Origin of the sequence: Streptomyces rugosispiralis (genome assembly GCF_024505145.1) — a bacterium.
Taxonomy (GTDB): Bacteria; Actinomycetota; Actinomycetes; order Streptomycetales; family Streptomycetaceae; genus Streptomyces; species Streptomyces rugosispiralis.
Map to the genome: position 1 here is coordinate 49,293 of NZ_JANIAA010000046.1, position 23,734 is coordinate 73,026.

Annotated in this window: 18 protein-coding genes; 7 read left to right on the forward strand and 11 right to left on the reverse strand. The window is 72.4% G+C overall.

The features are described from left to right. Window positions 1-45: 45 nt before the first annotated feature. The 5 genes from NP777_RS40370 to NP777_RS40390 form a co-directional block, all read right to left on the reverse strand. Window positions 46-1,449: an MFS transporter gene (locus NP777_RS40370; RefSeq protein ID WP_256655152.1), complete on the reverse strand. Its 1,404-nt coding sequence runs from the start codon at window positions 1,447-1,449 to the stop codon at window positions 46-48. A 150-nt stretch (window positions 1,450-1,599) separates the two neighbouring features. After that, entirely contained in the window at window positions 1,600-2,871 is a 1,272-nt protein-coding gene (locus tag NP777_RS40375) for an FAD-dependent oxidoreductase (protein WP_256655153.1), read from the reverse strand. 31 nt (window positions 2,872-2,902) lie between these two features. Then, window positions 2,903-3,934 carry a hypothetical protein gene (locus tag NP777_RS40380; protein WP_256655154.1) on the reverse strand — a complete coding sequence of 344 codons (1,032 nt, stop codon included), beginning with the start codon at window positions 3,932-3,934 and terminating at the stop codon, window positions 2,903-2,905. A gap of 577 nt (window positions 3,935-4,511) precedes the next feature. Further along, window positions 4,512-5,018, reverse strand: coding sequence for a DinB family protein (locus tag NP777_RS40385; RefSeq protein WP_256655155.1), 507 nt, complete (start codon window positions 5,016-5,018; stop codon window positions 4,512-4,514). Between the two features lie 40 nt (window positions 5,019-5,058). Further along, entirely contained in the window at window positions 5,059-5,724 is a 666-nt protein-coding gene (locus tag NP777_RS40390) for a TetR/AcrR family transcriptional regulator (RefSeq protein WP_256655156.1), read from the reverse strand. An 86-nt stretch (window positions 5,725-5,810) separates the two neighbouring features. On the opposite strand from NP777_RS40390, the gene NP777_RS40395 reads away from it, so the two are divergent. After that, a complete protein-coding gene (locus tag NP777_RS40395; RefSeq protein WP_256655157.1) occupies window positions 5,811-7,010 on the forward strand; it encodes an FAD-dependent monooxygenase in 1,200 nt (399 codons plus the stop codon). 23 nt (window positions 7,011-7,033) lie between these two features. Continuing rightward, window positions 7,034-7,999, forward strand: coding sequence for a Gfo/Idh/MocA family protein (locus NP777_RS40400; protein WP_256655158.1), 966 nt, complete (start codon window positions 7,034-7,036; stop codon window positions 7,997-7,999). Here the strand turns inward: NP777_RS40400 and lnt are convergent. The 3 genes from lnt to NP777_RS40415 all read right to left on the reverse strand — a co-directional run bounded on the left by lnt (window position 7,911) and on the right by NP777_RS40415 (window position 13,223). After that, complete coding sequence (lnt, locus tag NP777_RS40405; RefSeq protein ID WP_391858674.1) at window positions 7,911-9,503, reverse strand: apolipoprotein N-acyltransferase; 1,593 nt, start codon at window positions 9,501-9,503, stop codon at window positions 7,911-7,913. The genes NP777_RS40400 and lnt overlap by 89 nt on opposite strands. A gap of 86 nt (window positions 9,504-9,589) precedes the next feature. Then, the gene (locus NP777_RS40410) at window positions 9,590-12,061 is read right to left on the reverse strand and encodes a SpoIIE family protein phosphatase (RefSeq protein ID WP_256655159.1); all 2,472 of its coding nucleotides are present in this window, start codon (window positions 12,059-12,061) and stop codon (window positions 9,590-9,592) included. Window positions 12,062-12,209: 148 nt separating this feature from the next. After that, on the reverse strand, window positions 12,210-13,223 hold the full coding sequence (locus NP777_RS40415) for a sugar ABC transporter substrate-binding protein (RefSeq protein ID WP_256655160.1): 1,014 nt from the start codon (window positions 13,221-13,223) through the stop codon (window positions 12,210-12,212). Window positions 13,224-13,331: 108 nt separating this feature from the next. On the opposite strand from NP777_RS40415, the gene NP777_RS40420 reads away from it, so the two are divergent. The 4 genes from NP777_RS40420 to aspA all read left to right on the forward strand — a co-directional run bounded on the left by NP777_RS40420 (window position 13,332) and on the right by aspA (window position 18,214). Continuing rightward, the gene (locus NP777_RS40420) at window positions 13,332-14,087 is read left to right on the forward strand and encodes a FadR/GntR family transcriptional regulator (protein WP_256655161.1); all 756 of its coding nucleotides are present in this window, start codon (window positions 13,332-13,334) and stop codon (window positions 14,085-14,087) included. After that, a complete protein-coding gene (locus tag NP777_RS40425) occupies window positions 14,084-15,523 on the forward strand; it encodes an amino acid permease (RefSeq protein WP_256655162.1) in 1,440 nt (479 codons plus the stop codon). Before NP777_RS40420 ends, NP777_RS40425 begins: the two co-directional genes overlap by 4 nt. A 115-nt stretch (window positions 15,524-15,638) precedes the next feature. Beyond that, window positions 15,639-16,673: an asparaginase gene (locus tag NP777_RS40430; RefSeq protein WP_256655182.1), complete on the forward strand. Its 1,035-nt coding sequence runs from the start codon at window positions 15,639-15,641 to the stop codon at window positions 16,671-16,673. A gap of 122 nt (window positions 16,674-16,795) precedes the next feature. Continuing rightward, a complete protein-coding gene (gene aspA / locus NP777_RS40435; RefSeq protein ID WP_256655163.1) occupies window positions 16,796-18,214 on the forward strand; it encodes an aspartate ammonia-lyase in 1,419 nt (472 codons plus the stop codon). Here the strand turns inward: aspA and NP777_RS40440 are convergent. Next, entirely contained in the window at window positions 18,197-19,498 is a 1,302-nt protein-coding gene (locus NP777_RS40440; protein WP_256655164.1) for a GAF domain-containing protein, read from the reverse strand. The genes aspA and NP777_RS40440 overlap by 18 nt on opposite strands. 124 nt (window positions 19,499-19,622) lie before the next feature. After that, window positions 19,623-22,133, reverse strand: coding sequence for a SpoIIE family protein phosphatase (locus tag NP777_RS40445; RefSeq protein WP_256655165.1), 2,511 nt, complete (start codon window positions 22,131-22,133; stop codon window positions 19,623-19,625). 233 nt (window positions 22,134-22,366) lie between these two features. Here NP777_RS40445 and NP777_RS40450 point away from each other — a divergent pair, with 233 nt between their 5' ends. Then, a complete protein-coding gene (locus NP777_RS40450) occupies window positions 22,367-23,269 on the forward strand; it encodes a DUF1396 domain-containing protein (protein ID WP_256655166.1) in 903 nt (300 codons plus the stop codon). 146 nt (window positions 23,270-23,415) lie between these two features. Here NP777_RS40450 and NP777_RS40455 read toward each other — a convergent pair whose 3' ends face one another. Further along, the gene (locus NP777_RS40455; protein ID WP_256655167.1) at window positions 23,416-23,664 is read right to left on the reverse strand and encodes a DUF5133 domain-containing protein; all 249 of its coding nucleotides are present in this window, start codon (window positions 23,662-23,664) and stop codon (window positions 23,416-23,418) included. Window positions 23,665-23,734: the final 70 nt, after the last annotated feature.

Here is a 23,734-nt window from a genome sequence, read left to right on the forward strand (position 1 = left end):
GTTTCGAAGGCCGGTCCGGGCGGTCCGGTCGGGGCGGGCCGCCCTTCAGCGCACCGGCTGACCGACGGCCGGTTCCGGGGACGCGGGGGCGGGCACCGCGGTCGGGTCGTCCTCGTCGAGGTCGCGTCCCCTGGTCTCGGGCGCCGCGAACGCCGTCCAGACGACGGCCCCCAGGACGGCCACGGCCAGCACCCCGAACGTCAGCGGCAGCCCCAGCAGCGGCCACATCACCGAGCCGAACAGCATCGGGGCGAAGCCGGTGAGCGCCCGGCTGAACGAGGACGCCCAGCCGAAGCCGCTGGCCCGCAGCGTTGTCGGGTACAGCTCGGAGACGTAGGCGTACATGGCGGGGATGGTCAGCTGCATCAGGAAGCCGAAGACGCCGATGGCCACGACGGAACCCGTCGGCATGCGCATCACCAGCGCGAACACCACCAGTGCCAGCGAGGCGACCGGGGCCGAGACCCCTATGAGCCACTTCCGGCCGACCGCGTCCACCAGCATCGTGGAGGTCAGGACGCCGACGATGCCGACCGCGCTCATCAGCGTGGTGCTCATGAAGGCGGCCGTGTCGCCGAGGCCCTCCTCCTTGAGGATGGACGGCAGCCAGCTCAGGGCCGCGTAGTACACCAGCATGACGGTGGCGAAGAGCAGCCAGGCGGCGGAGGTGACGCGCGGGCTGAACTTCCAGACCGCGCGCAGCTGTTCGAGCGCGGCGCGCGGGCCGTTCCCCCCGGCCTCGTGCACCGGGGCGGGAATGACGTACGGCTCGACAGGCGCGCCCGTGCGGGCGACCAGATCGTCGATGACCTCCCGCGCCTCGGCCTCCCTGCCCTTCCTGCTGAGGTAGACGGGCGACTCGGGCACACCCCTTCGCACCCAGAACAGCAGCAGCGCCGGAACGCTCATCACGCTGAGCATCCACCGCCAGTTGCCCTCGATGGACAGCATGGCCGTCGAGACCAGACCGCACAGGGTGACGCCGATCGGCCACCAGGCGTCCAGCGCGGTCAGTACGCGGCCGCGGTACTTCGTCGGGGAGAACTCCGCCACCAGGGCGTAGTCGACGGGAACACAACCGCCCAGTCCGACACCGGCGATGAAGCGCAGGGCGAGGAAGATCCCGTAGTTCGGGGCCAGGGCACCGGCCACCGAGAACACCGCGAAGATCAGCAGGGTGACGCTGAAGGACTTCTTGCGTCCGATGCGGTCGGCGATGGCGCCCCAGGTCACCGCGCCCACGGCCATGCCCACCAGATTGGCGGTGGCCACCAGACCTCGCTGGGAGAGGGAGAGGTGGAAGTGGTCGCCCAGCAGCGGCATCAGGAAGCCGTTGAGGGCGATGTCATAGGCGTCGAAGAGGTAGCCGAGGCCGCCGATGATGAAGATCCTGCCCTGGACCCCCCATCTCCATGGGAGGTCCTGGACGATCTGGTCGCCTGTTTTCACTGTCGCTCCACGGGGTGTTCGGGGATGTGCCCGCGCGGGGCGACACCGAGGTGGATGAGCGGGAAGTGGCCCGAAGGGGGCGAGTGATGAGCGGGATGGGGGGTGGGGAGACGGGGAGGGGTGTGAGGGGAGGGGGAGTGGAGGGTCCGGTCAGCGGGCGAAGCGGTAGTCGAAGGCGCCCAGGTCCGGGTCCTCGAGCGGGCTGCCGCTCCACAACCAGTGGTAGGAGACGTCGGATTCGCCGTCGAAGCCGCGCCGCAGCAGGGCGTCCCTGGCCTCCTGCTGCGGGCCGTCGGGGTAGTGGTAGAAGGTCTTGTTCTGCAGTGAGGCGTCCTGGACCATGCCGGCGTGCTTGGCTCGCCGGTCCACGTAAGCCCGCAGCGCGCCCTCGACGCCGTCGGCGGTGATCCGGCCCAGTTCCTCGGCCAGTACGGCGGCGTCCTCCATGGCCTGGGAGGCACCCTGGGCCTGGTACGGCAGCATGGCGTGGCAGGCGTCGCCGAGGAGGGCTGTGCGGCCGTCCATCCAGACCGGGTCGCGGCGGCGGTGGTAGAGGGCGAAGGAGAGCACGTCCTCCTTGGCCTTGGACAGCATCGCCGCCGCCCGGTCGTCCCAGCCCTCGTAGGCGTTCACCAGGTCTTCCGCGGTGGCCGAGCCGGTCCATTTCTCGGCGACCTCGTCCGTGCACGGGACGCAGCCGACGACGTTGAGGTACTCGCCGCCGCGGATCATGTAGTGGACCAGGTGCCGGTCGGGGCCGTACCAGATGGTGCTCTGGAACCGGTCCATCAGGAAGCGCGTGGCCGGGTCGGCGGCGATGAGGTCGCCGGGGATGAGGGCCCGGAAGGCCATCTCGCCGGAGAACAGCAGGGTGTCCGGAAGGCCCATGAGGTCGCGGACCCGGGACCGGATGCCGTCGGCGCCGATCAGCACATCGCCTTCGAAGCGCCGGCCGTCCTCGGTCACGGCCGCGGGGCGGCGCGGGTCGCTCCGGTCCAGTTCGCCCACCCGGCTCGAGGTGTGCAGCGCGACCACCGGGCCGGGGCCGGCCGGCTCGACGCAGGCGTCGGTGAGGACACCGTGCAGATCGGCCCGGTGGTAGTGCCAGTACGGCGCGTTGTACTGCTGCTTGCAGTGGTCACCGAGCTGGGTCAGCCCGATGATGCTGCCGTCCTTCCACCGGCGCCGCACCTGGTCCTGGGGCTCGGTGTGGATGGCCTCCAGTTGTTTGCGCAGCCCCAGCCCGAGCAGGACTCGGCTCGCGTTGGGAGCTGTTTGGATACCCGCGCCGATCTCGCCGAACCGCGGTGCCTGCTCCAGCACGGTCACGTGGTGGCCGCGCTGCCGCAGCGACAGCGCGGCGGTCATTCCGCCGAGCCCGCCGCCGACGATGACGACGTCGAGGGATTGGGTGGATGCCATCTTCTCTCCAGATGCAGGTGCGGCGGCGGGATCAGAAGTCGACGAGTCGGCCCGCGGTGACGACCTCCTGGCCGTCGACGGAGACCGTGCAGCCGCGCATGGCGATGTCGACGTGCGCATACGACTCGCGCTCGAGTACGGGGTGGGGCCCGGTGGACCACAGGAAGTTCCCGGCGAACGCCCGCGCGTCCATGCCCATCAGCTCTTCCTTGCCGTACAGGGCGGTGGCGAACCAGTCGGCGGTGCGCATCAGGCCCCAGCCCATATGGGACAGGCTGCGGCCCCATTCGTCGTCCGCGTCGTCGAAGAAGGTGTTCAGCAGGTGGGCCTCGGCGCCACCGGACACCTTCTCGATGTTCCCGCCCGCGATCTCCAGTGTGACCGGCTGACGCACGTACTCCTTGAACGGCAGCAGGATGTCGCCCTCGGCGAGCACGATCCGGCCCTCGGAGAACCGCGGCCAGCACAGGACCATGGTGCTCGGCCAGTGGTCCCAGCGGCCCGGGTCGTCGGCGAAGCCCACCTGGAACTCCGGCTTGGAGCCCGGCAGTTCGATGGTCAGGTCGGTGCCCGCCTCGGAGACCACCCGCATGACGGACGCGCTCTTCAGCAGGTTGACGCCCTTGAGCACCTCCGCCTTGTCCTCCGGCTTGGGCAGGTTGCGGATGAGTACGTCGGGGGCGTCGCACACGAAGAGGATGCGGGTGCCCGTCCGCATGATCTCCTGCTGGAGCGGGGCGTGGATGAAGCCCTCCCGCGTGAGGTCCACGACGAGGTCGGCGGCCTTGAGCAGGTCCTGGGCGGCGGTGTCGCCGAGCACCGCGCTCAGGCCGGGGCCGGCACCGGTGCGGGTGCTGTCCGAAGGCGACGGGTTGCCACCGGGGACCGTGGCGGCGATGACATGCGCGCCGCAGGCCTTGGCCGCGCCGAAGGCGGCCGCCACATAGTCGCCGCGGCTGGTGGGCTCGGACAGGACGACGACGTGCTCATCGGGCTTGAGCTTGCACAGCTTCAGCTCCTGGGTGAACGCGTCGAGCAGGTCAACGGAGGTGAGGTCGAGCATGTCTCGCTCCTGGGGAAGGGGAAGGTGGCAGACGGCGACCGCGCGGTCCGGGCAGGCGTAGGGGTATAGATCCAGCCAGGTGGCCAGGCGGCTTCATGCGGAGACGTGGGTCTCACGAGTGCCGCCGACGTAATTAATCCGAACGCGTACGATCTGGGTCTGGCAAGGGGTGCGGCCAAACTTTTTTGTGATCACTCCGCCTCCCGGGGTGGTCGCGGCGGCCGGAACACGCTCGCTGACCTCGTCTTTTCCCCAGGGGTCGGCCGTCTTTCCCGGCTTCACGAAGATGAACGAGAGATGATGGCGGCTGGTGCGAAGTCTTGCGCCGAGAGTTCGTACGTGCTCGGATGGTTTCTGTTCGCATCCGGATCGCGCGCCCTGGACTGCCCCGCGATGGCTGGTTCTCGGCGGCGTGCCGCCTCCAAGGAGGGCTCCGATGGCCACCCCCGGCGCCCCTCGCGCACCGTCGTCGCGGTGTGCGGGACCCTGTCGCGTCACCGCACCCGACCGGTGCCCTCGCGGGAACGCGTGAGGGCCGCGGGGCAGGTGCTCCGCGGCCCCGGCTGACGCGGCGTCACTACTCGCCGGTGGCGCCGTCGATCCGCTCGCGGATGAGGTCGGCGTGACCGTTGTGGCGGGCGTACTCCTCGATCATGTGCAGATAGATCCAGCGCAGGTTGTAGTCCCCGCGGCCGGGACGGCTGACGACCTCGTCCAGGGAGTGCCCCGCGGCGGCCTCCTTGGCCTTGCCGATCTCCTCCCGCCAGATGGCGAAGGCGGCCTCCGGGGTGTCCTCGTCGGTGAGGTGGAACTCCCCGTCCGGGTCCTCGTCGCTGTACCAGATCGGCGCTATGTCCTGCCGGGCGAGCACCCGCCGGAACCAGCTCCGCTCGACCTCGGCCATATGCCGTACGAGGCCGAGCAGGGTCAGCCCGGACGGCGGCGCCGACGCCTCGCGCAACCGCTTGTCGTCCAGCCCCTCGCATTTGAGGGCGAGGGTCGCGCGGTGGAAGTCCAGCCACCCCTCCAGGCTGGTGCGTTCATCGGCGGTCCGGGGCGGATCGGGGCGTTCTGTGGTTGTCATGGCGGTCATGATGCGGCGCCGCCGGACGGACCGCCACGCGTTATTCGTGCAGCATTCCGCGCAGCAGTTCCTCGAAGCCGGTGCGCAGCGCCGCGCGGCCGGGGACGGCGTCGTGGTCGGCGCCCGCGGCGCAGCTGAACATCAGCCCCTCGCACCAGGCGACCAGCGACCGCGCGTGCCGCCGGGGCTCGGTGGAGCCCAGCGCCGTCATCATCGCCTCCAGCGGCTCCCGGAAGCCGCGTCCCGTGGCGTCGTAGAACTCCCGCAGCTCGGGGCGGCGGGTCGCCTCCAGCGCGAGTTCGTAGCGGGCGATCAGCAGATCCCGCTGAGTGGTGAGCGAGCGGTGCAGGGCGAGTGTGAGCGCGTCGGCCAGTTCCGCGACCGGATCGGCCTCGTCCGGTGCCGCGCCCGCGGGGCGCGGCATCTCGTCGGGCGCCAGTACCTCCGCCTCCCGCTGGGCCAGCCGCCGGACCGCCGCCTTGAGCAGGGCGGCGCGGGTCCGGGCGTGGTTGGAGGTCGAGCCGAGCGGCAGCCCGGCCGCCTCGTCCACCGCGCGGTGCGTCAGCCCCCGCATGCCGCGCTCGGCCAGCAGCGCCAGCGCGGTGTCGGCGATCAGCTCGGCGCGCGAGGTGCCGGACGCGGCGGCGGGCGAGGTGCCGGCCGCGGCGGCGCCGGAAGCGGAGGCGGCGGTTCGATCAGCGGTCATGGGGCCAACCTAAGCCCATCCGCCACTCGCACTACGGATGTAGTAACGTAAGTGAGTACTACGCCTGTAGTGTCTTTGGAGGAGTCATGCAGCAGCCCCGTGCCGTCGTCATCGGTGCCGGAGTCGGCGGGCTCACCGCCGCCGCGGCCCTGCACCGCCGCGGCTGGTCCATCACCGTCCTGGAGCGGGCCGCCCGCCTCGAGCCGGTCGGCGCCGGAATCTCCCTCGCCCCCAACTCCCAGCGCGCCCTGGACACCATCGACCTCGGCGACGACGTACGCGCGCTCGCCGCCTGGCAGGGCGGCGGCGGGCTGCGCACCCCCGGCGGCCGCCGGCTCTCCCGGATCGACAGCGCCGCGATGACCGAGCGCTTCGGCGGCCCGCTGGTCCTCCTCCACCGGGCCACCCTCGTCGACCTGCTCGTCTCCCGGCTGCCCGAGGGCGTGGTCCGCACCGGGACCGCCGCCCGGCTGGCCGACCCCGGCGGCGCCGGCCGCCCGGCCCGGGTCACCACCGAGGACGGCGACCACGAGGCGGACCTCGTCATCGGCGCCGACGGCATCGACTCGGCGGTCCGCCGCGCGCTCTTCCCGGACCACCCCGGGCCCCGCTACGCCGGATTCACCACCTGGCGTGTCGTCATCCCCGCCCCCGACCGGCCGTTCGAGCCGCACGAGACCTGGGGGAGGGGCCGGGTCTGGGGCACCCAGCCGCTCAAGGACGGCCGGGTCTACGCCTACGCGGCGGCCGTCGCCCCGCCCGGCGGCCATGCCCCCGACGACGAGCGGTCCGAACTGCTGCGGCTCTACGGCGACTGGCACCGGCCCATCCCCGACGTCCTCGCCGCCGTCGCGCCCCAGGACGTGCTGCGCCATGACGTCCGGTACATGGCCGAGCCCCTGCCCGCCTACCACCGGGGCCGGGTCGCCCTCCTCGGCGACGCCGCCCACGCGATGGCCCCCACGATGGGGCAGGGCGGCAACCAGGCCATCGAGGACGCCGTCGTCCTCGCCCACCATCTGGCCCCCGGCACGGCCGACCTCTCCGCCGCCCTGGCCGCCTACACCCGGGACCGGCTGCCCCGCACGATGGACGTGGTGCGCCGCTCGGCGCGCACCGCCCGCATGATGACCCTCACCGGTGCCCCCGCCGTCGCCCTGCGCGACGCCGCGATCGCCGCCGTCAGCCGCCTCGCCCCCGGTCTCGCCCTCCGCTCCTTCGACGGCATCGCCGACTGGCGTCCGCCCACCCCCACGTATCCTGCGGGGGCACAGCGGAAGGCATGATCGGAAGCGACCGGGGAGAACATATGAGGGTCGGCTGCGTCGGGCTCGGCGACATCGCGCAGAAGGCGTATCTGCCCGTGCTGATGGCCCGCCCCGGCCTGGAGCCGCATCTCCACACCCGCACCCCGGCCACCCTCCAGCGGGTCGCCGACACCTATCGGGTCCCCGAAGGCCGGCGCCACGCCGACCTCGACTCGCTGCTCGCGGCCGGGCTCGACGCGGCCTTCGTGCACGCCCCGACCGACACCCACGCCGACCTGGTCACCCGGCTGCTCGAGGCCGGGGTGCCCACGTACGTCGACAAGCCGCTCGCGTACCACCTCGCCGACAGCGAGCGGCTCGTGCGGCTCGCCGAGGAGCGCGGGGTGAGCCTGATGGTCGGCTTCAACCGGCGTTACGCGCCCGGCTACGCCCAGTGCCTGGAGCATCCGCGCGATCTGATCCTGCTCCAGAAGAACCGCGTCGGCCTCGCCGAGGACCCGCGCACCCTGGTCCTGGACGACTTCATCCACGTGGTGGACACGCTGCGCTTCCTCGCGCCCGGACCGGTGGACCACATCGATGTGCGGGCCAGGATCCGCGGCGGGCTGATACACCATGTGCTGCTCCAGCTGTCCGGGGACGGGTTCACCGCGCTCGGCGTGATGAACCGGATGAGCGGCTCCACCGAGGAGGTCCTGGAGGTCTCCGGCCAGGACACCAAGCGGCAGGTGCTCAACCTCGCCGAGGTGGTCGACCACAAGGGCCAGCCGAGCGTGCGCCGCCGGGGCGACTGGGTGCCGGTGGCGCGGCAGCGCGGGATCGAGCAGATCACCGACGCCTTCCTGGACGCGGTGCGCTCCGGGCGGCGGATCGGCGCGGAGGACGCGCTGCGCACCCATGAGCTGTGCGAACGGGTCGTCAGGGACGCCCTGGAGTCGGCTGGTCCGTCCGCCGGTCCGACGGCCGATCCGGCCGCTGACCGGACGACCGGTCCGTCCGCCGTCTGAGCGCCCGGCCCCCCTCGGCCGCGCAGAAGACGGCGAGCGCCGCCATCGCCCCGTACACCGGCCAGGGCCCGGTCCGCACATACGGGCTGGTGCCCTGCCCCAGCGGCACCGGGTAGACGGTGGCCGCGCTGGTGCCGGTGGACATCCGGGGGCCCACCGGCTCGCCGCGCGGCCCGAACACCGCGCTCTCCCCGGTCAGCGTGGCATGCACCATCGGCCGCCAGGTCTCGGCGGCCCGCAGCGCGGCCAGCGAGGCGTGCTGCTCGGGCGCCCAGCTCTGCTGGAAGGTCGAGGTCGAGGACTGGACGACGAGCACCCGCGCCCCGTCCCGCACCAGGTTCCGGCTCATGTCCGGGAACGCCGACTCGAAACACACCAGCGGCCCGATCCGCAGGGAATCCGGCAGCGTCATCACCACCGGCTTCGTGCCCCGGTGGCGGTCCTCACCGGCCGCCTTGCCCACCGAGGTGGCCCAGCCCAGCAACGGCCGGGCCGGGATGTACTCCCCGAAGGGGACCAGCCGCATCTTGTCGTAGCGCTGCCCCGTGGGGCCGTTCGGGCCGATCAGCACCGAACTCTTGTAGATGCCGGGCACATCGCTGCGCCGCGCGTCCACGTTGACCAGCAGATCCGCGCCGACCGTCCGGGACAGCGCGGCCAGCCGCCCGCGCAGCTCCGGATGGGTGGTCAGATCCTGGGCCACGCTGCTCTCGCCCCACACCACCAGATCGACATCGCGGCCGGAAAGCTGCCGGGTCAGCTCCGCGCTGCGCTCGAAGCGTGGCCCCGGCCCCGGGATGTCCCCCGGCTGCACCACCGCGATCCGCACCGTCCCGGGCTCCCTGGCCTGCGGCACCCAGGCCCACGCCCCGGCCGCCACGGCGCCGCACGCGGTGAGCCCGGCCAGCGCCACCGTACGGGCCGGGGCCACCGCGATCAGCACCGTCACCGCGACATTCACCAGGACCAGCAGAAAGCCGAGCAGCCAGACCCCGCCCACCGAGGCCAGCCGCAGCGCGGGCGCCACCTGCCACTGGCTCGCGCCCAGCAGCCCCCAGGGCCCGCCGAGATACTGCCAGGACCGGGCCAGCTCGGCCATCAGCCAGACGGACGGCAGCAGCACCAGCGCCGCCGCCACCCGCCCGGAACCCGGGCGGCCGTGCAGCAGCCGGTGCGTCAGCCATCCCCAGGGCACCCACAACAGCCCCAGCAGCAGCGCCAGGAGCACGATGAACACATGCAGGCTCGGCATCAGCCAGTGGTGCACCGCGAGCAGGAACCCGGTGCCGCCCAGCCAGCCGTCCCGCATCGCCCGGCGGCCGGTGGGCGCCGAGCGCATCAGCAGCAGCCAGGGCACCAGGGCCACATACGCCCACCACCACAGCGACGGCGCCGGGAAGGCCAGCGCGGGCAGCGCGCCCGCCAGCAGCGCCATCGCGCCCCGCCACCATGTGGAGGCCGACAGCCGCCCCCACAGGTCCTCGCCGCCGACCGGCCTCCGCACCTCGGACGCCCCCCTCCTGTTGGCACAGGGCCAGTGTGCGGGAGTGAGCCGATCATGAACAGGGCGGGGGTGCGCCGGAGCGTGCTTCATGCCGACTCCGGGAGGTCGTGTTCCGGGAGGTCCCGTTCCGGAAGGTCCTGTTCGGCCCAGATGAGCTTGCCGCCCTCGGTGTAACGGGTGCCCCAGCGGCGGGTCAGCTGGGCGACGAGGAACAGCCCCCGGCCGCCCTCGTCGGTGGTGCGGGCGTGGCGCAGCCGGGGAGAGGTGTTGCTGGTGTCGGTGACCTCGCAGATCAGTACGTCGTGCCGGATCAGCCGCAGCCGGATGGGGCCGGTGCCGTGGCGGATGGCGTTGGTGACCAGCTCGCTGACGATCAGTTCCGTGGTGGTCATCAGCTCGTCAAGACCCCACTCGGCGAGCTGGCGCATCGCCAGCGAGCGGGCGCTGGCGACGACGGCCGGATCGGAGGGCAGGTCCCAGGAGACGACGTGTCCGGCGCCCAGACCGTGCGTACGGGCCAGCAGCAGGGCCACATCGTCGGTCTGCGGGGAGGTCAGCAGGGTGTCGACGACCGTGCGGCAGAGCTCCTCAAGCGGCAGCACGGCCTGGCCGAGGGCGTTGCTCAGCCGGCCGAGGCCGACGTCGATGTCCTGGTCGCAGGTCTCGATGAGCCCGTCGGTGTAGAGGGCGATCAGGCTTCCGGCGGGCAGCTCCAGCTCCGCCGACTCGAACGGCAGCGACCCCAGGCCCAGCGGGGGACCGGCGGGCAGCGCGGGGAAGGTGACCTCGCCCGAGGGGTCCACGATCGCGGGGGTCGGATGGCCCGCCCGCGCCATCGTGCACCGCCGGGTGACCGGGTCGTAGATCGCGTACAGACACGTGGCGCCCAGCGCCGCGGCCGCCAGGCCCTCCTGCCCGGTCTCCTCCTCGGTGAGCCGGATGACCAGGTCGTCCAGGTGGGCCAGCAACTCCTCGGGCGGCAGGTCCATATCGGCGAGCGTGTGCACGGCGGTGCGCAACCGCCCCATGGTGGCCGCGGCGTTGATGCCGTGCCCGACCACATCGCCGACCACCAGCGCCACCCGGGCACCGGACAGCGGGATCACATCGAACCAGTCGCCGCCGACCCCGTTCCGCGCGTCCGTGGGCAGATAGCGCGAGGCCACCTCGACGGCCTGGCCGCCGCTCAGGGCGTGCGGCAGCAGACTGCGCTGGAGGGCCAGCGCGGTGGCGTGCTCACGGCTGTAGCGGCGGGCGTTGTCGATGTTCAGCGCGGCCCGTGCGACCAGTTCCTCGGCGAGCAGCAGATCGTCCTCCTCGAACGGGTCCGGATGCCGGGAGCGCACGAACGAGGCCACCCCCAGCAGGGCGCCGCGCGCCCCGATCGGGGCCACCATCAGCGACCGCATCCCGAACTCGCGCACCTTCGCCGTCCGTGCCGGATCGTCCCCGGACCACGCGGTGATGGAGTGGCCCATCTCGGGGTCGAGCAGGGCCTCCCCGGAGAAGAAGCAGCAGGCGAAGGGGGACGTGGGGGAGATGGTGAGCGCGTCCCCCAGCCCCGCGATGGACTCCGGGCACCCGTCCCGGATCGACGCCTGACCGGCCCGGCGGAAGGCGGGCAGGGTCTCGCCCGGGGTCTCCAAGGGCTCGTCGCCGCGCAGGATGGAGTCCAGCAGATCGACCGTGACGAAGTCGGCGAGCCGTGGCACCGCGAAGTCGGCCAGCTCCTGGGCGGTGCGCATGACGTCCAGGGTGCTGCCGATGTGGGCGCTGGCCTCGTTGAGCAGCGCCAGCCGCTCCCGGGCCCGCCAGCGGTCGGTGACGTCGATGCCCATGTAGCACACGCCCACCGGGCGGCCCTCGGCGTTGTCCAGGCGGAAGAAGGAGGTCGAGTACGCGTGCTCGCGGTGCGGCGCGGCCATCGTCCAGCCCCGGTACTCGTAGTCGATCACCGGCTTGCCGGTCTTCAGCACCTGCCGCAGCCGCGCCTCGAGCGCCTCGGTGTCCAGCCCCGGCAGGACCTCCGCCATCCGGCGGCCCATCCGCTGCTCGCGGGGCAGCCCGCCGTAGCGCTCCAGCGTGTCGTTGATCCACACATAGCGCAGATCCGGGCTGAGCACGGCCATCCCGATCGGCGAGCGGGTGAGGAACGCCTGGAGCAGCGAGCCGCTGAGCGCCCAGGTCGGGATGGAGCCCACGTCGATCCCGGAGACCAGCCAGGACAGACCGCCGTCCGGGTCGCGCATCGCGGAGATCCGGAGCCCCACCTCGATCCGGCGGCCGTCCCGGTGCCGGAGCCGGCCCAGGCCGCCCCAGCCGTTGTGCTCCTGGCACCACGACCCGATCGCCTCGGCCTTGGCCGCGTCCTCCGGCGCCGCCAGCAGCATCCTGGCCGACCGCTTCATCGCATCCGCCGCCGGATAGCCGAGAAGTCGCTCCGCCGCGGGGGTCCAGCCGATGATCTTCCCGGTGGCGTCGATCAGCGCCGAGGCCGCATCCGCCATGTCGAACGGGACATGCGTCTCGGTCGGCGCGATTCCCTGGGGGATGGCCATCGCACCCGTCCCATCTGCGGATACATTTCCCTTAATACTATGACTCCCGCGCCTCCTCGGCGGTGAGCCGTGCGACGACGAGCGCGACGAGGCCGGTCCCGCCGATCGCGTACACCGTGCGCCCCGGCCGGCGGGGGCGGCTTTCCGGTCAGGCCCGGTTGCCCCACAGGGCGCGGTCGTCGACGTTGGCCCGGGTCACCAGCGGGGCGGGCAGCTGGTCCTCCAGATTGCCGCCGGGCAGCCGGACGATGGTGCTGCCGTGGCCGGTCGGCCCGGTCCTGAAGGGCTTTCCGGCCATGGCCTGCTTGATGTAGCGCATGGCGTAGACGGCGTAGAGGTCCACGGGCTGGGAGACGGTGGCGTCGATGAGGCCCTTACGGATCGCGTCCAGCTCCTGCGGGGTCCCGTCGTTGGAGACGATGGCGATATGGCCGCGCCGGCCCACCGGGACCAGGGCGCGGTGGCGCTGGAGGGTGCGCAGGGTGGGGGTCAGATAGACGCCGCCGGCCTGGAGGTAGATGCCCTTGATGCCGGGGTGGGCGCTGTAGAGGGCCTCCAGACCGGCCGCCGCCTTCTCCGCCTGCCAGTCGGCCGGGATGTCCAGGATCTTGATGTCCGGGTGGTGCCGCGCCATGCAGCGGTCGAAGGCGGCCGTCCGGTCCCGGCCGTTGGCCGAGGCCAGATCGCCCTCGATCTGCACCACCGTGCCCCGCCGCACGGCGCGGCCGAGGCTGCGGCACGCCTTGACGCCGTACGCGCGGTTGTCGGCCCGGACCACGATGGCCACCCTGCCCCGGTCGGGGGCCACGTCGACGGCGACGACCGGCACATGGGCGCGCCGGGCGGTGCTCAGCCCGGGGGCGATGGCGGTGGAGTCGATCGGGGAGACGACCAGGCCCTTGACGTCCTGGGCCAGCAGATCGTCGATATCGGTGATCTGCTGACCCGGGTCGTTGTCGGAGTTGACCGGCGGCAGCACCCGTACGCCCGCCTTCCTGGCCTGCTCCGGGATGTCGTCGTTGTACGCCTCCCAGAAGGGCGAGGTCAGCAGCGGCAGCACCACGCCGACCTCGCCCGTGCCCGCGCCCCCGCCGCAGCCCACGGCGGCCGGGCCGCACAGCAGGAGCAGGGCCGCGGTGGCGATGGCGAGGCGGCGGGGCATGGGGTCTCCGGCGTTCGTGGTGAATACCCCATATCAACACAGAACGGTCGGTGAGGAGGGGAAAGCCGACCCTTGACAACTCTCCGGTGTACGCCCGAGGATCGCCGCGTGAACTTGTCAGACAGCCAGACAGGTGGTTCCGGATTCGCCTCCCCTCGTCGCGTCAGCGCGATGGAGGCGGTTCTCACCCATCTCCGGGAAGCGATCGAGCGCGGCGACTACGCGGTGGGGGACAAACTCCCCTCCGAGGCCGAGCTCTGCCGTCGCCTGGAGGTGAGCCGGCCGGTGCTCCGCGAGGCCCTCAGAGCCCTGCAGACCATGGGGCTGACCGCCTCACGCACCGGCAAGGGCACCTTCGTCATCTCCAGCGGTCCGGTGGAGGACCCCACCTTCGGCGACTACGCCGCGAGTGACCTGCTGGAGGTGCGCCGGCACATCGAGATCCCGGTGGCGGGCTACGCGGCCGTGCGCCGTTCCGCCGAGGATCTCGACCACCTGTCCCATCTGCTGGAGCGGATGGAGCGGGAGACCGACACCACCGCGTGGGTGGCGATGGACACGCTGTTCCATCTCGCCGTCGCCCAGGCGGCCCGGAACCCGGTCTTCCGGCGGGTCATCGAGGAGATCCGCGATGCCCTGGCCCGGCAGTCGGCATTTCTCAACGAACTCGGCGGCCGCCGCGAGCAGTCGAACCGGGAACACCGGGCGATCGTCGAGGCGCTCGCCGACGGGTCCGAACACGACGCGGTGGAGGCCATGTCCCACCACCTCGAACGCGTGGAGACCACCCTGACCTCCATCGTGCGGCCCGCCACGGCGGACGACCGGACGACAGCACCGACGGAAGGCGGACAGCAGGCGTGAGCGAGCAGTCCCTCCGGCAAGAAGACGGCCGACAGCACCAGGCCGGGGCCCCCGCGCATGTGGACGCGGGCGACGCCGGTTACAGCAAGTCCCTCAAGGCCCGGCACGTCAACATGATCGCCATCGGCGGCGCCATCGGCACCGGTCTCTTCCTCGGCGCCGGCGGGCGGCTCAAGGACGCCGGGCCGTCGCTGGCCCTGGCGTACGCGGTCTGCGGCGTCTTCGCCTTCCTGGTGGTGCGCGCCCTGGGCGAGCTGGTGCTGCACCGGCCCTCCTCCGGCGCGTTCGTCTCCTACGCCCGGGAGTTCCTCGGCGAGAAGGGCGCCTTCGTCGCGGGCTGGATGTACTTCCTGAACTGGGCCACCACCGGGGTCGCCGACATCACGGCCGTGGCGACGTACACCCACTACTGGGGGATGTTCACCGAGATCCCGCAGTGGGTGATCGCCCTGATCGCGCTGGCCGTGGTGCTCACGGTCAACCTGATCTCGGTGAAGTTCTTCGGCGAGCTGGAGTTCTGGTTCGCGATCATCAAGGTCGGCGCGCTCGTCGTCTTCATGGCGATCGGCATCTTCCTGCTGGTCACCCGCGACCAGGTGGCCGGTGGCAGCACCGGTCCCAGCCTGATCACCGAGCACGGCGGCGTCTTCCCGCACGGTGTGCTGCCGATGCTGCTGGTCATCCAGGGTGTCGTCTTCGCCTACGCCTCCGTGGAGCTGGTCGGCGTGGCCGCGGGCGAGACCGAGAACCCCGAGAAGATCATGCCCAAGGCGATCAACTCGATCATGTGGCGCGTGGCCCTGTTCTACGTCGGCTCCGTGGTGCTGCTCTCGATGCTGCTGCCCTCCGGCTCCTACTCGGGCGACGAGAGCCCGTTCGTCACCGTACTGTCCAAGATCGGCGTCCCGGCGGCCGGCGGCGTGATGAACCTCGTCGTGCTCACCGCCGCGATGTCCAGCCTCAACTCCGGGCTGTACTCCACCGGCCGGATCCTGCGCTCGATGGCGATGTCCGGCTCCGCGCCCAAGTTCACCGGCGCCATGAGCCGCACCCATGTGCCCTACGGAGGCATCCTGCTCACCTCCTTCTTCTGTGTGCTGGGCGTGGGTCTGAACTATGTGGTGCCGAGCAAGGCGTTCGAGATCGTGCTCAACTTCGCCGCGATCGGCATCCTCTCGACCTGGGCCATGATCATGCTCTGTCATCTGCTGTTCTGGCGGCGGGCCCAGGCCGGTCAGGTCAGCCGCCCCGGCTACCGGCTCCCCGGCTCCCCGTACACCGAGATCGTCACCCTGGGCTTCCTCGCCTCCGTCCTCGTCCTGATGTGGGCGGACGGCGGCCCCAGCCGACTGACCGTCATGGCGCTTCCGGCGATCCTGGCGGCGCTGGTCATCGGCTGGTACGCGGCCCGCAGCCGGATGAAGGACCCCTCGTGAACCCCTACTGAGGAATCGTTTCTCCGCGCGCCCGTACCACCCCGGACGCCCTCTCCCTCCACCACCACCCGGAGGAATCCCACCCGTGAACACCCCCGACCACGAGAGCACCACCATGAACACCCCCCTCGGACGGACCGACGACGCGACCCGCCGCACCCCGGCCGAGCCCCCCGCCATCCGTGCGCCCCGCCATGTGCCGCTCGCCCATGTGGTGCGCGGCGGGGCCATCGAGGGCGTCCACCACGGCTCGGTCGTCGTCCTGGCCGCCGACGGCCGGGTCGCCTTCCAGGCGGGCGACATCGACGTGGCCTGCTACCCGCGCTCCGCGCTCAAGCCCGTCCAGGCCGTGGCCCTGCTGCGGGCCGGGCTGCCGCTGGACGGGGAGCTGCTGTCGCTCACCGCCGCCAGCCACTCCGGTCAGCCGCGCCATCTGGACGGAGCCCGCCGCATCCTCGACCGGGCCGGGCTCACCGAGGCCGACCTCCGCAACACCCCGGACCTGCCGTACGGCGCCGCCGAGCGCGATGCCTGGCTGCGCGACGGCGGCGAGCCCACCCGGCTCGCCCAGAACTGCTCAGGCAAGCACGCCGCGATGCTGTTCACCGCCCAGCTGCGCGGCTGGCCGCTGGAGGACTACCTCGACCCGGCCCATCCGCTGCAGATGCTGATCGCCGAGACCGTGGCGGACCTCACCGGGCAGGGCATCGCCCGGGTCTCGGTCGACGGCTGCGGCGCGCCGCTGTTCTCCGTCTCCCTGCGCGGTCTCGCGACGGCCGCCGCCCGGATCGCCTCCGGCGCCATGGACACCCCGGAGGGGCGGGTCGCGGCCGCCCTGCGCGCCCACCCGGACATGGCGTCCGGCACCGACCGGGACGTGGCCCGGCTGATGCGCGCCGTACCGGGCCTGATCGCCAAGGACGGTTTCGAGGGCGTGCAGATCGCGGCGCTGCCCGACGGGCGGGCCGTCGCCGTGAAGATCGCCGACGGTGCGGACCGCGCCCGGATGCCGGTGACCGCCGCGGCCCTCGCCCACTGCGGGATCGACCCCGGTGCCCTCGCCGAATTCGCCACCACGCCGGTGTACGGCGGCGGGGCCGCCGTCGGCGGTGTGCACCCCACCGACGTCCTGGCCCCGCCCACCGCCTGAGAGCCTGCGTGCTATCCCCGGTCGGATCAGCGTGCGTGCCAGACGCCGCACGCCCGGCCGGGGAATATGACACAGGCTCTGCCCCGCCCACCCTCACCAGGAACCGAGGAAGACCGCACACCATGAGCGCCACCGGCCATCGCCGCGAACACGACCTGCTCGGCGACCGCGACGTCCCCGCCGACGCCTACTGGGGCATCCACACCCTGCGCGCCGGCGAGAACTTCCCCATCACCGGCACCTCCATCTCCGCCTATCCGCACCTGATCAGCGCCCTGGCCGCCGTCAAGGAGGCCGCCGCCCGCGCCAACGAGGACCTCGGGCTGCTCACCTCGCGGAAGGCCGACGCCATCGCGGCCGCCTGCCAGGAGATACGCCGGGGCGCCCTGCACGACCAGTTCATCGTCGATGTGATCCAGGGCGGCGCCGGGACCTCGACCAACATGAACGCCAACGAGGTGATCGCCAACCGGGCGCTGGAGTTCCTCGGCCACGAGAAGGGCGACTACGCCCACCTCCACCCCAACGAGGACGTCAACCTCAGCCAGTCCACCAACGACGTCTACCCGACCGCCGTCAACGTCTCCACGATCATCGCCGTCCGTGAGCTCCACGCGGCCATGGAGACACTGCGCCAGGCGTTCGCCGCCAAGGCCGAGGAGTTCCACGACGTCCTGAAGATGGGGCGCACCCAGCTCCAGGACGCGGTGCCCATGACGCTGGGCCAGGAGTTCTCGGCGTACGCCGTGATGCTGGAGGAGGACCAGAGCCGGCTGCTGGAGGCCGCCACCCTGGTGCACGAGATCAACCTCGGCGCGACCGCCATCGGCACCGGCCTCAACGCCCCCAAGGGCTACGCCGAGGCCGCCCGCCGCCACCTCGCGGCCATCACCGGACTGCCGCTGGTCACCGCCGCCAACCTGGTGGAGGCCACACAGGACTGCGGCGCCTTCGTCCATCTGTCGGGCGTCCTCAAGCGCATCGCCGTCAAGCTCTCCAAGAGCTGCAACGACCTGCGGCTGCTCTCCTCGGGCCCGCGGGCCGGGCTCAACGAGATCAACCTGCCCCCGGTGCAGGCCGGTTCCAGCATCATGCCCGGCAAGGTCAACCCGGTGATCCCCGAGGTGGTCAACCAGGTCGCCTTCGAGGTGATCGGCAACGACGTCGCCATCACGATGGCCGCCGAGGCGGGGCAGCTCCAGCTCAACGCCTTCGAGCCGATCATCCTGCACTCGCTCTCGGAGAGCGTCACCCATCTGCGCGCCGCCTGCCTGGTGCTGGCCGAGCGGTGCGTCGTGGGCATCACCGCCAACACCGAGCGGCTGCGCACCTCCGTGGAGAACTCCATCGGCCTGGTCACCGCGCTCAACCCGTACATCGGCTACAGCGCGGCCACCAGCATCGCCAAGGAGGCCCTCGCCACCGGCCGCGGCGTGGCCGAACTCGTCCTGGAGAAGGGCCTGCTGCCCGCCGACCGCCTGGCCGAGGTGCTCAGGCCGGAGGAAGTGGCGGGGCAGCCCTCATCAGGGCTCCGCTCGTAGCCGGACGACCGCCGGGGCCGCGCTGCGGGGGAGCAGTTCGGTGGGGTGGTCCGGGGTGGCCACGTCGATGCGGACGCTGTCGGCGATGCGGTAGGGGCGGTGCGCCAGCACCGCCCCTACGCGGCCGCGCAGCCGGGACATCGCGGCCCTTACGGTCACCGCCCGCGTCGGGTCCCCGAACAGGTCCTGGGCCAGCTGCGCCGCCGTGCGCCCCTCGGGGTGCGCGGCGAGCACCAGCAGCACCTCCGCCTGGCGGGCGCTGAGCTCCTGGGTCCAGGTGCCCGAGGGGCCCGAGAAGGTCAGGGTCCAGCGGTGCGGATGGCGTACGTCCAGCAGGAGATCGCCCCAGCCGGCCGGACCGCTCCCCTCGGCGGGCTCGCCGTCCAGCACCCGCAGCAGATGGCCGCCGGGCAGCGGCTCCACGCCGCACGCGCCGAGCGCCGGGAGCCACACCGGCCCGTCGTACGGCGCCTTCGGCAGCGACAGCCGGCGCTCGCGCGGGGTCACCCCGGTGACTCCGGCGATCCAGCCGTGCTGATCGACCACCACGGCGTTGCCGTGGATCCGCGCCAGCAGCGGCGCGGCGACCGCGCGCAGGCCCTCCAGCTCCCGGCTATGGGCGAGGCGAAGCTCGCCCTCGGCCCACCGGGCGGTCGCGGTGACCAGGGAGAGCACCGTCGGATGGGCGGTTCCGGCGGGGCCGCTGACGTCGATGACGCCCAGCAGCCGCCCGTCGCGCGGGTCGTGGACCGGGGCGGCGGCGCAGCTCCAGGCGTGGAAGGCGCTCACGAAGTGCTCGGCCGAATGCACCCGTACGGGGGACTTCACAGCGAGCGCGGTGCCGATTCCGCTGGTCCCCGCGGAGTCCTCGGCCCAGTGCGAACCCTCCACGAGCGCGATGCCGTCGGCCTGCCGACGCACCCCCCGGTGGCCGTCGATCCACAGGATCCGGCCCTCCGCATCGGCGATGATCATGATGTGCGCGGCCGCCTCAGCCGCCTCCAGCAGCCCGTCCCGCAGGGTGGGCAGCACCTCGGCCAGCCGGGTCTGCCGCCTCCGCAGCTCCAGCTCCTCCAGGCCCAGCGGCCGCGGCGCGCGGCCGTGGTCGGGGTCGAGCCCCAGGCGCAGCATCCGGTCCCAGGAAGCGCCGATCACCGGGCGCGCGGGCAGCGGAAGCCGTCCCCGGCTCAGCGCCGTCTCGCGGATCACCGCCATGAGACGTGCCGATTCGGCGGGGCTCAGCGCGGCCAGGGGACTGGTGTCGCGTGGGTGCTGGGTACGCATGGATGGCAGCCTTCAGCCTCTGCTGAGCGGGGCTTCGTCGCTCCGCGATTGTAGTGAAGAGGTGCGGCGGGAGCTGCGGTCGTGAAGCCGTGGAGCGGCAATCGCGACGATCCGTGGCGGCCCATCAGGCCATGGGCCCCTGAAGGGCCGGGGCGGCCAGTTCGGCCCAGATGGTCTTGCCCGTGGCGGTCTGCCGGGTGCCCCAGCTCTCGGTCAGCTGGGCCACCAGCAGCAGTCCGCGGCCGCCCTCGTCGAAGGCGCGGGCCCGGCGCAGATGCGGTGCGGTGGCGCTGCCGTCGGAGACCTCGCAGATCAGGGCCCGGTCATGGATCAGCCGCAGCCTGATGGGCGGGGTGGCATGCCGGATGGCGTTGGTGACCAGCTCGCCGACCACCACCTCCATGGTGAAGGCGGCTTCCTCGTAGCCCCACGCGGCCAGCCGCTCGGCGGCCTCCCGGCGGGCCCCGGCCACCACGGCCGGGTCGTCCGGCAGCTCCCAGGTGGCCACCCGCTCCGCGGCCATCCCCCGGGTGCGGGCCAGGAGCAGGGCGATGTCGTCGGTGGGATGGCCCGGCAGCAGCTTGGCCAGCACCGCCTGGCAGAGGGCGTCCAGGGAGGGGGCCGGCTGGGCGAGGGTGAAGCGCAGGGTGTCGATCGCCTTGTCGACGTCCTGGCCGCGCGACTCGATCAGACCGTCGGTGTAGAGGGCCAGCAGGCTGCCCTCCGGCAGTTCGAGCTCGACCGTCTCGAACGGCAGGCTCCCCAGCCCCAGCGGCGGCCCGCCGGGCAGGTCGAGGAGGGTGGCGGTGCCATCGGGCGTCACCAGCACGGGCGGCGGATGCCCGGCCCGGGCCAGCGAGCAGCGGTGGGAGACCGGGTCGTAGACCGCGTACAGACAGGTGGCGCCGACCTGCGCGTTGGTCACCCCCACAGCCTCCCCGGCCGCCGCCGGGTCCGCCGCCTCCGCCGTGCCCGGACCGCCGCCGTCGTTCTCCGACTCGTCCGACGGATGGTTGATCAGATCGTCGAGATGGGTGAGCAGCTCATCGGGGGCCAGATCGACGTCGGCGAGGGTGCGCACCGCCGTCCGCAGCCGTCCCATGGCGGCCGACGCCCGGACGCCATGGCCCACCACATCACCGACCACCAGGGCCACCCGCGCGCCCGACAGCCGGATGACGTCGAACCAGTCGCCGCCCACCCCGGACCGGGAATGCGCCGGCCGATAGCTGGACGCGACCTCCACCGCGGCGCTCGGCGGCAGGGTGTGCGGCAGCAGACTGCGCTGCAGGGCCAGCGCGGTGTGCCGCTCGTGGGTGTACCGCCGGGCGTTGTCGACGCAGACGGCGGCCCTGGCCGTCATCTCCTCGGCGAGCAGCAGATCGTCGTGCTCGAACGGCTCGGGGCGGCGGTGCCGGGAGAAGGTGGCCACGCCGAGGGTGGTGCCGCGGGCCCGCATCGGAACGGCCATCGTCGAATGGAGCCCGAACCGGCGGATCATGGCGGCCCGCTCCGGGGCCTCGTCGGCCCACCGGGCGACGGCGGGGTCGGTGACCCGGTTCCGCATCGCCCGCTCGGCCTTCAGGCACTCGGCCGCGGGGGAGAACTCGGGGTAGGCCGCCACCTGCCCCGGCTCCAGCACGGCCTCCGGGCAGCCCGCGAAGACCGACCGGCAGGCGACCCGGCGCAGCAGCACATGGCCGCCCGGCGGGCCGGGGCGCGGTTCCCCGCCGTCGTGCACCGCTGGCAGCAGATCGACCGTCACGAAGTCGGCGAGCGCCGGGACGGTGACATCGGCCAGCTCCTGCGCGGTCCGGTCGATGTCCAGGGTGTCGCCGATCCGCACACTGGCCTCGTTGAGCAACGTCAGCCGCTGCCGGGCGGTCAGCTGGGCGGTCGTGTCGTGGGCGGACAGCATCACGGCCGCCGCCCGGCCCTCGTCGTCCAGCAGCAGGGCGACGACGGCGGACCAGGCGAGCGGGTGGGGGTGGCCGGGCATGGGCGCCGCCAGCTCCAGCCGCTGCCCCTCGCCCGTCTCCAGCGCCCGCCGCATCGTCCGCTCGGCCGACTCGGATTCGGGGCCCGGCATGATCTCCGGGATCCGCAGCCCCCGCATCTCCTCCTGCGGCAGGCCCATCACCCGCTCCAGGTCGTGGTTGGCCCAGCGCAGCCGCAGTCCGGTGTCGTAGACCGCCATCGTGCAGGGGCCCCCGAGGAAGGCGCGCCGCATCAACTCCTCGTCCCGGGCGGTGTCCCCGGAGCGCGGCACGGCGGAGACGATCAGCCACTCGGGGGCCCCGGCGGACGAGGTGCGGCGGTGCGCCAGCAGCCCCAGCGCCACGGTGGAGCCATCGCGGCGCAGCAGGGTGACCCGACCGTTCAGCCGGGCGGGCGGGGAGGGGGAGCGCAGCGCGGCCGACACCTCGGCGCGGGCGGGCGAGGAGTCCTGCAGCAGCTCGGCCGCCGGCCTGCCGACGATCTCGGCTGGGCGGTAGCCGAGCAGCCCGCGGGCCGCCTCGTTCCACTGGGTGACGATGCCGTGCTCGTCGACCGTGGCCTTGGCGGTGGCCCCCTCGCCGAGGAGATCGCCCGACCGGACGGACCACTCGTCCCGCGGGATGTCCGGTCGCGTCATGCTGTCATCTCACCCTTGCCCCGGACTTCCGCCGTGGGCGAGGTGCCGGCTCCACCGTGGCGCCCTTGGCGGAGAGTGAACCAATGGTCGCGTCTTCAAGTATGCCCACGGTAAGAGAGGTCGGCACACGGTGCGCGACCCGCGCGTGATGGCCGGGATCCGATTGTCACCCTCTGCTGGTACTGTCCCGGATCACAGCGAAACGAACAGAAGTTCTGCAAGGGGTGGGGTTTATGGCCATGGTCGTATATGGGGGACATGGCAAGGGTGTCCGTGCGGCGGGTGCCGTGCTCGCCGCCGTGCTGCTCTGCGGCGGCGCGGTCGGCTGCGGATCGTCCGGATCGGACGGAAAGTCCGAGGGCAAGGCGGGGGAGAAGTCCTCGGAGCAGGTGCGGATGGCCCCGGCGGCGGCGGTGCGCGCGGCCGCCGAGAAGAGCGAGAAGCTCACCTCGTTCCGCTACCGGATGAGCGGAAGCACCCCCGAGGACGGGCGGGTCGAGGGCGAGGCGGCGATGAGTACCAAGCCGCTCGCCGTCAGCATGAAGATGCGCGCGGTCGACCAGGGCGCGGACGCGGCGGTGGAGATCCGGATGCTCGACGGGGTGATGTACCTCGACGGGGGCAAGGAGGCCGCCGCCGGGCTGGACGGCAAGAGCTGGCTCAAGCTGGACCTCGGCGCGCTGGGCGAGAAGGCGACCGGCGCGCTGGCCGGCGGTTCGCTCTCCCGCCAGGCCGACAAGAACCCGGCCGACGAGTCGGCCTTCCTCTCCGGCGCCGACGATGTGAAGCGGGTCGGCGAGGAGACCATCGACGGGGTGCGCACCACGCACTACCGGGGCACCATCAACCTCCAGCAGATGCGCGCGAGCCTGAAGGACGAGGACGCGGCGACCCGCGAGCGCCGCGAGAAGAACCTCAAGGCGTACGAGGAGATGGGGATCGACCGGCTGTCCATGGACATGTGGATCGACCCGGACGGTCACGCCAAGCGGTTCCGCGCCCGCGGCGAGGGGAAGAAGGGCCCGCTCGACATGACCATCACCTTCTCGGCCCTCAACGAGCCGGTCACGGTGAAGGCGCCGCCGGCGGACCAGACCATGGACCTCGCCGAGCTGGCGCGCGGGGCCGAGGGCTGATCCGGCGGGGGCGCCATCACCTGCAGGCGGCGCGGCGGGGCTCGGACGCCGAGTGTGCCCGCCCCTCAGAGCCTGTGTCACATCCCCGGCCGGATCAGCGTGCGTGCCAGGCGTCGCACGCCCGGCCGGGGATGTGGCACAGGCTCTCAGCCACCCGGTGTGCCCGCTCCTGCCGTGAGGGCCGAGTCGTCCTCCACCCGTGCGCCGGGCAGCCGGTGCCGGGCGGCGATGAGGGCGGCGTCCACATCCCGCGTCCCGGTGGAGACGCACAGGGTGTAGGCGAGATCGTCCATCCGCTGTCGTACCTCGGTGCCGCCGGATTCGGCGTGCAGCATCCGCAGCGTCTCGTACTGCTCGATGAGGTTCTGGAGTACGACCGGGTGGGCCATCAGCACGGCGGTGGTCCTTTCTCAGCCGACGGGGTGTCGCCAGGCGTGTACCCCCATGGCCGGGGGCCATGTACGT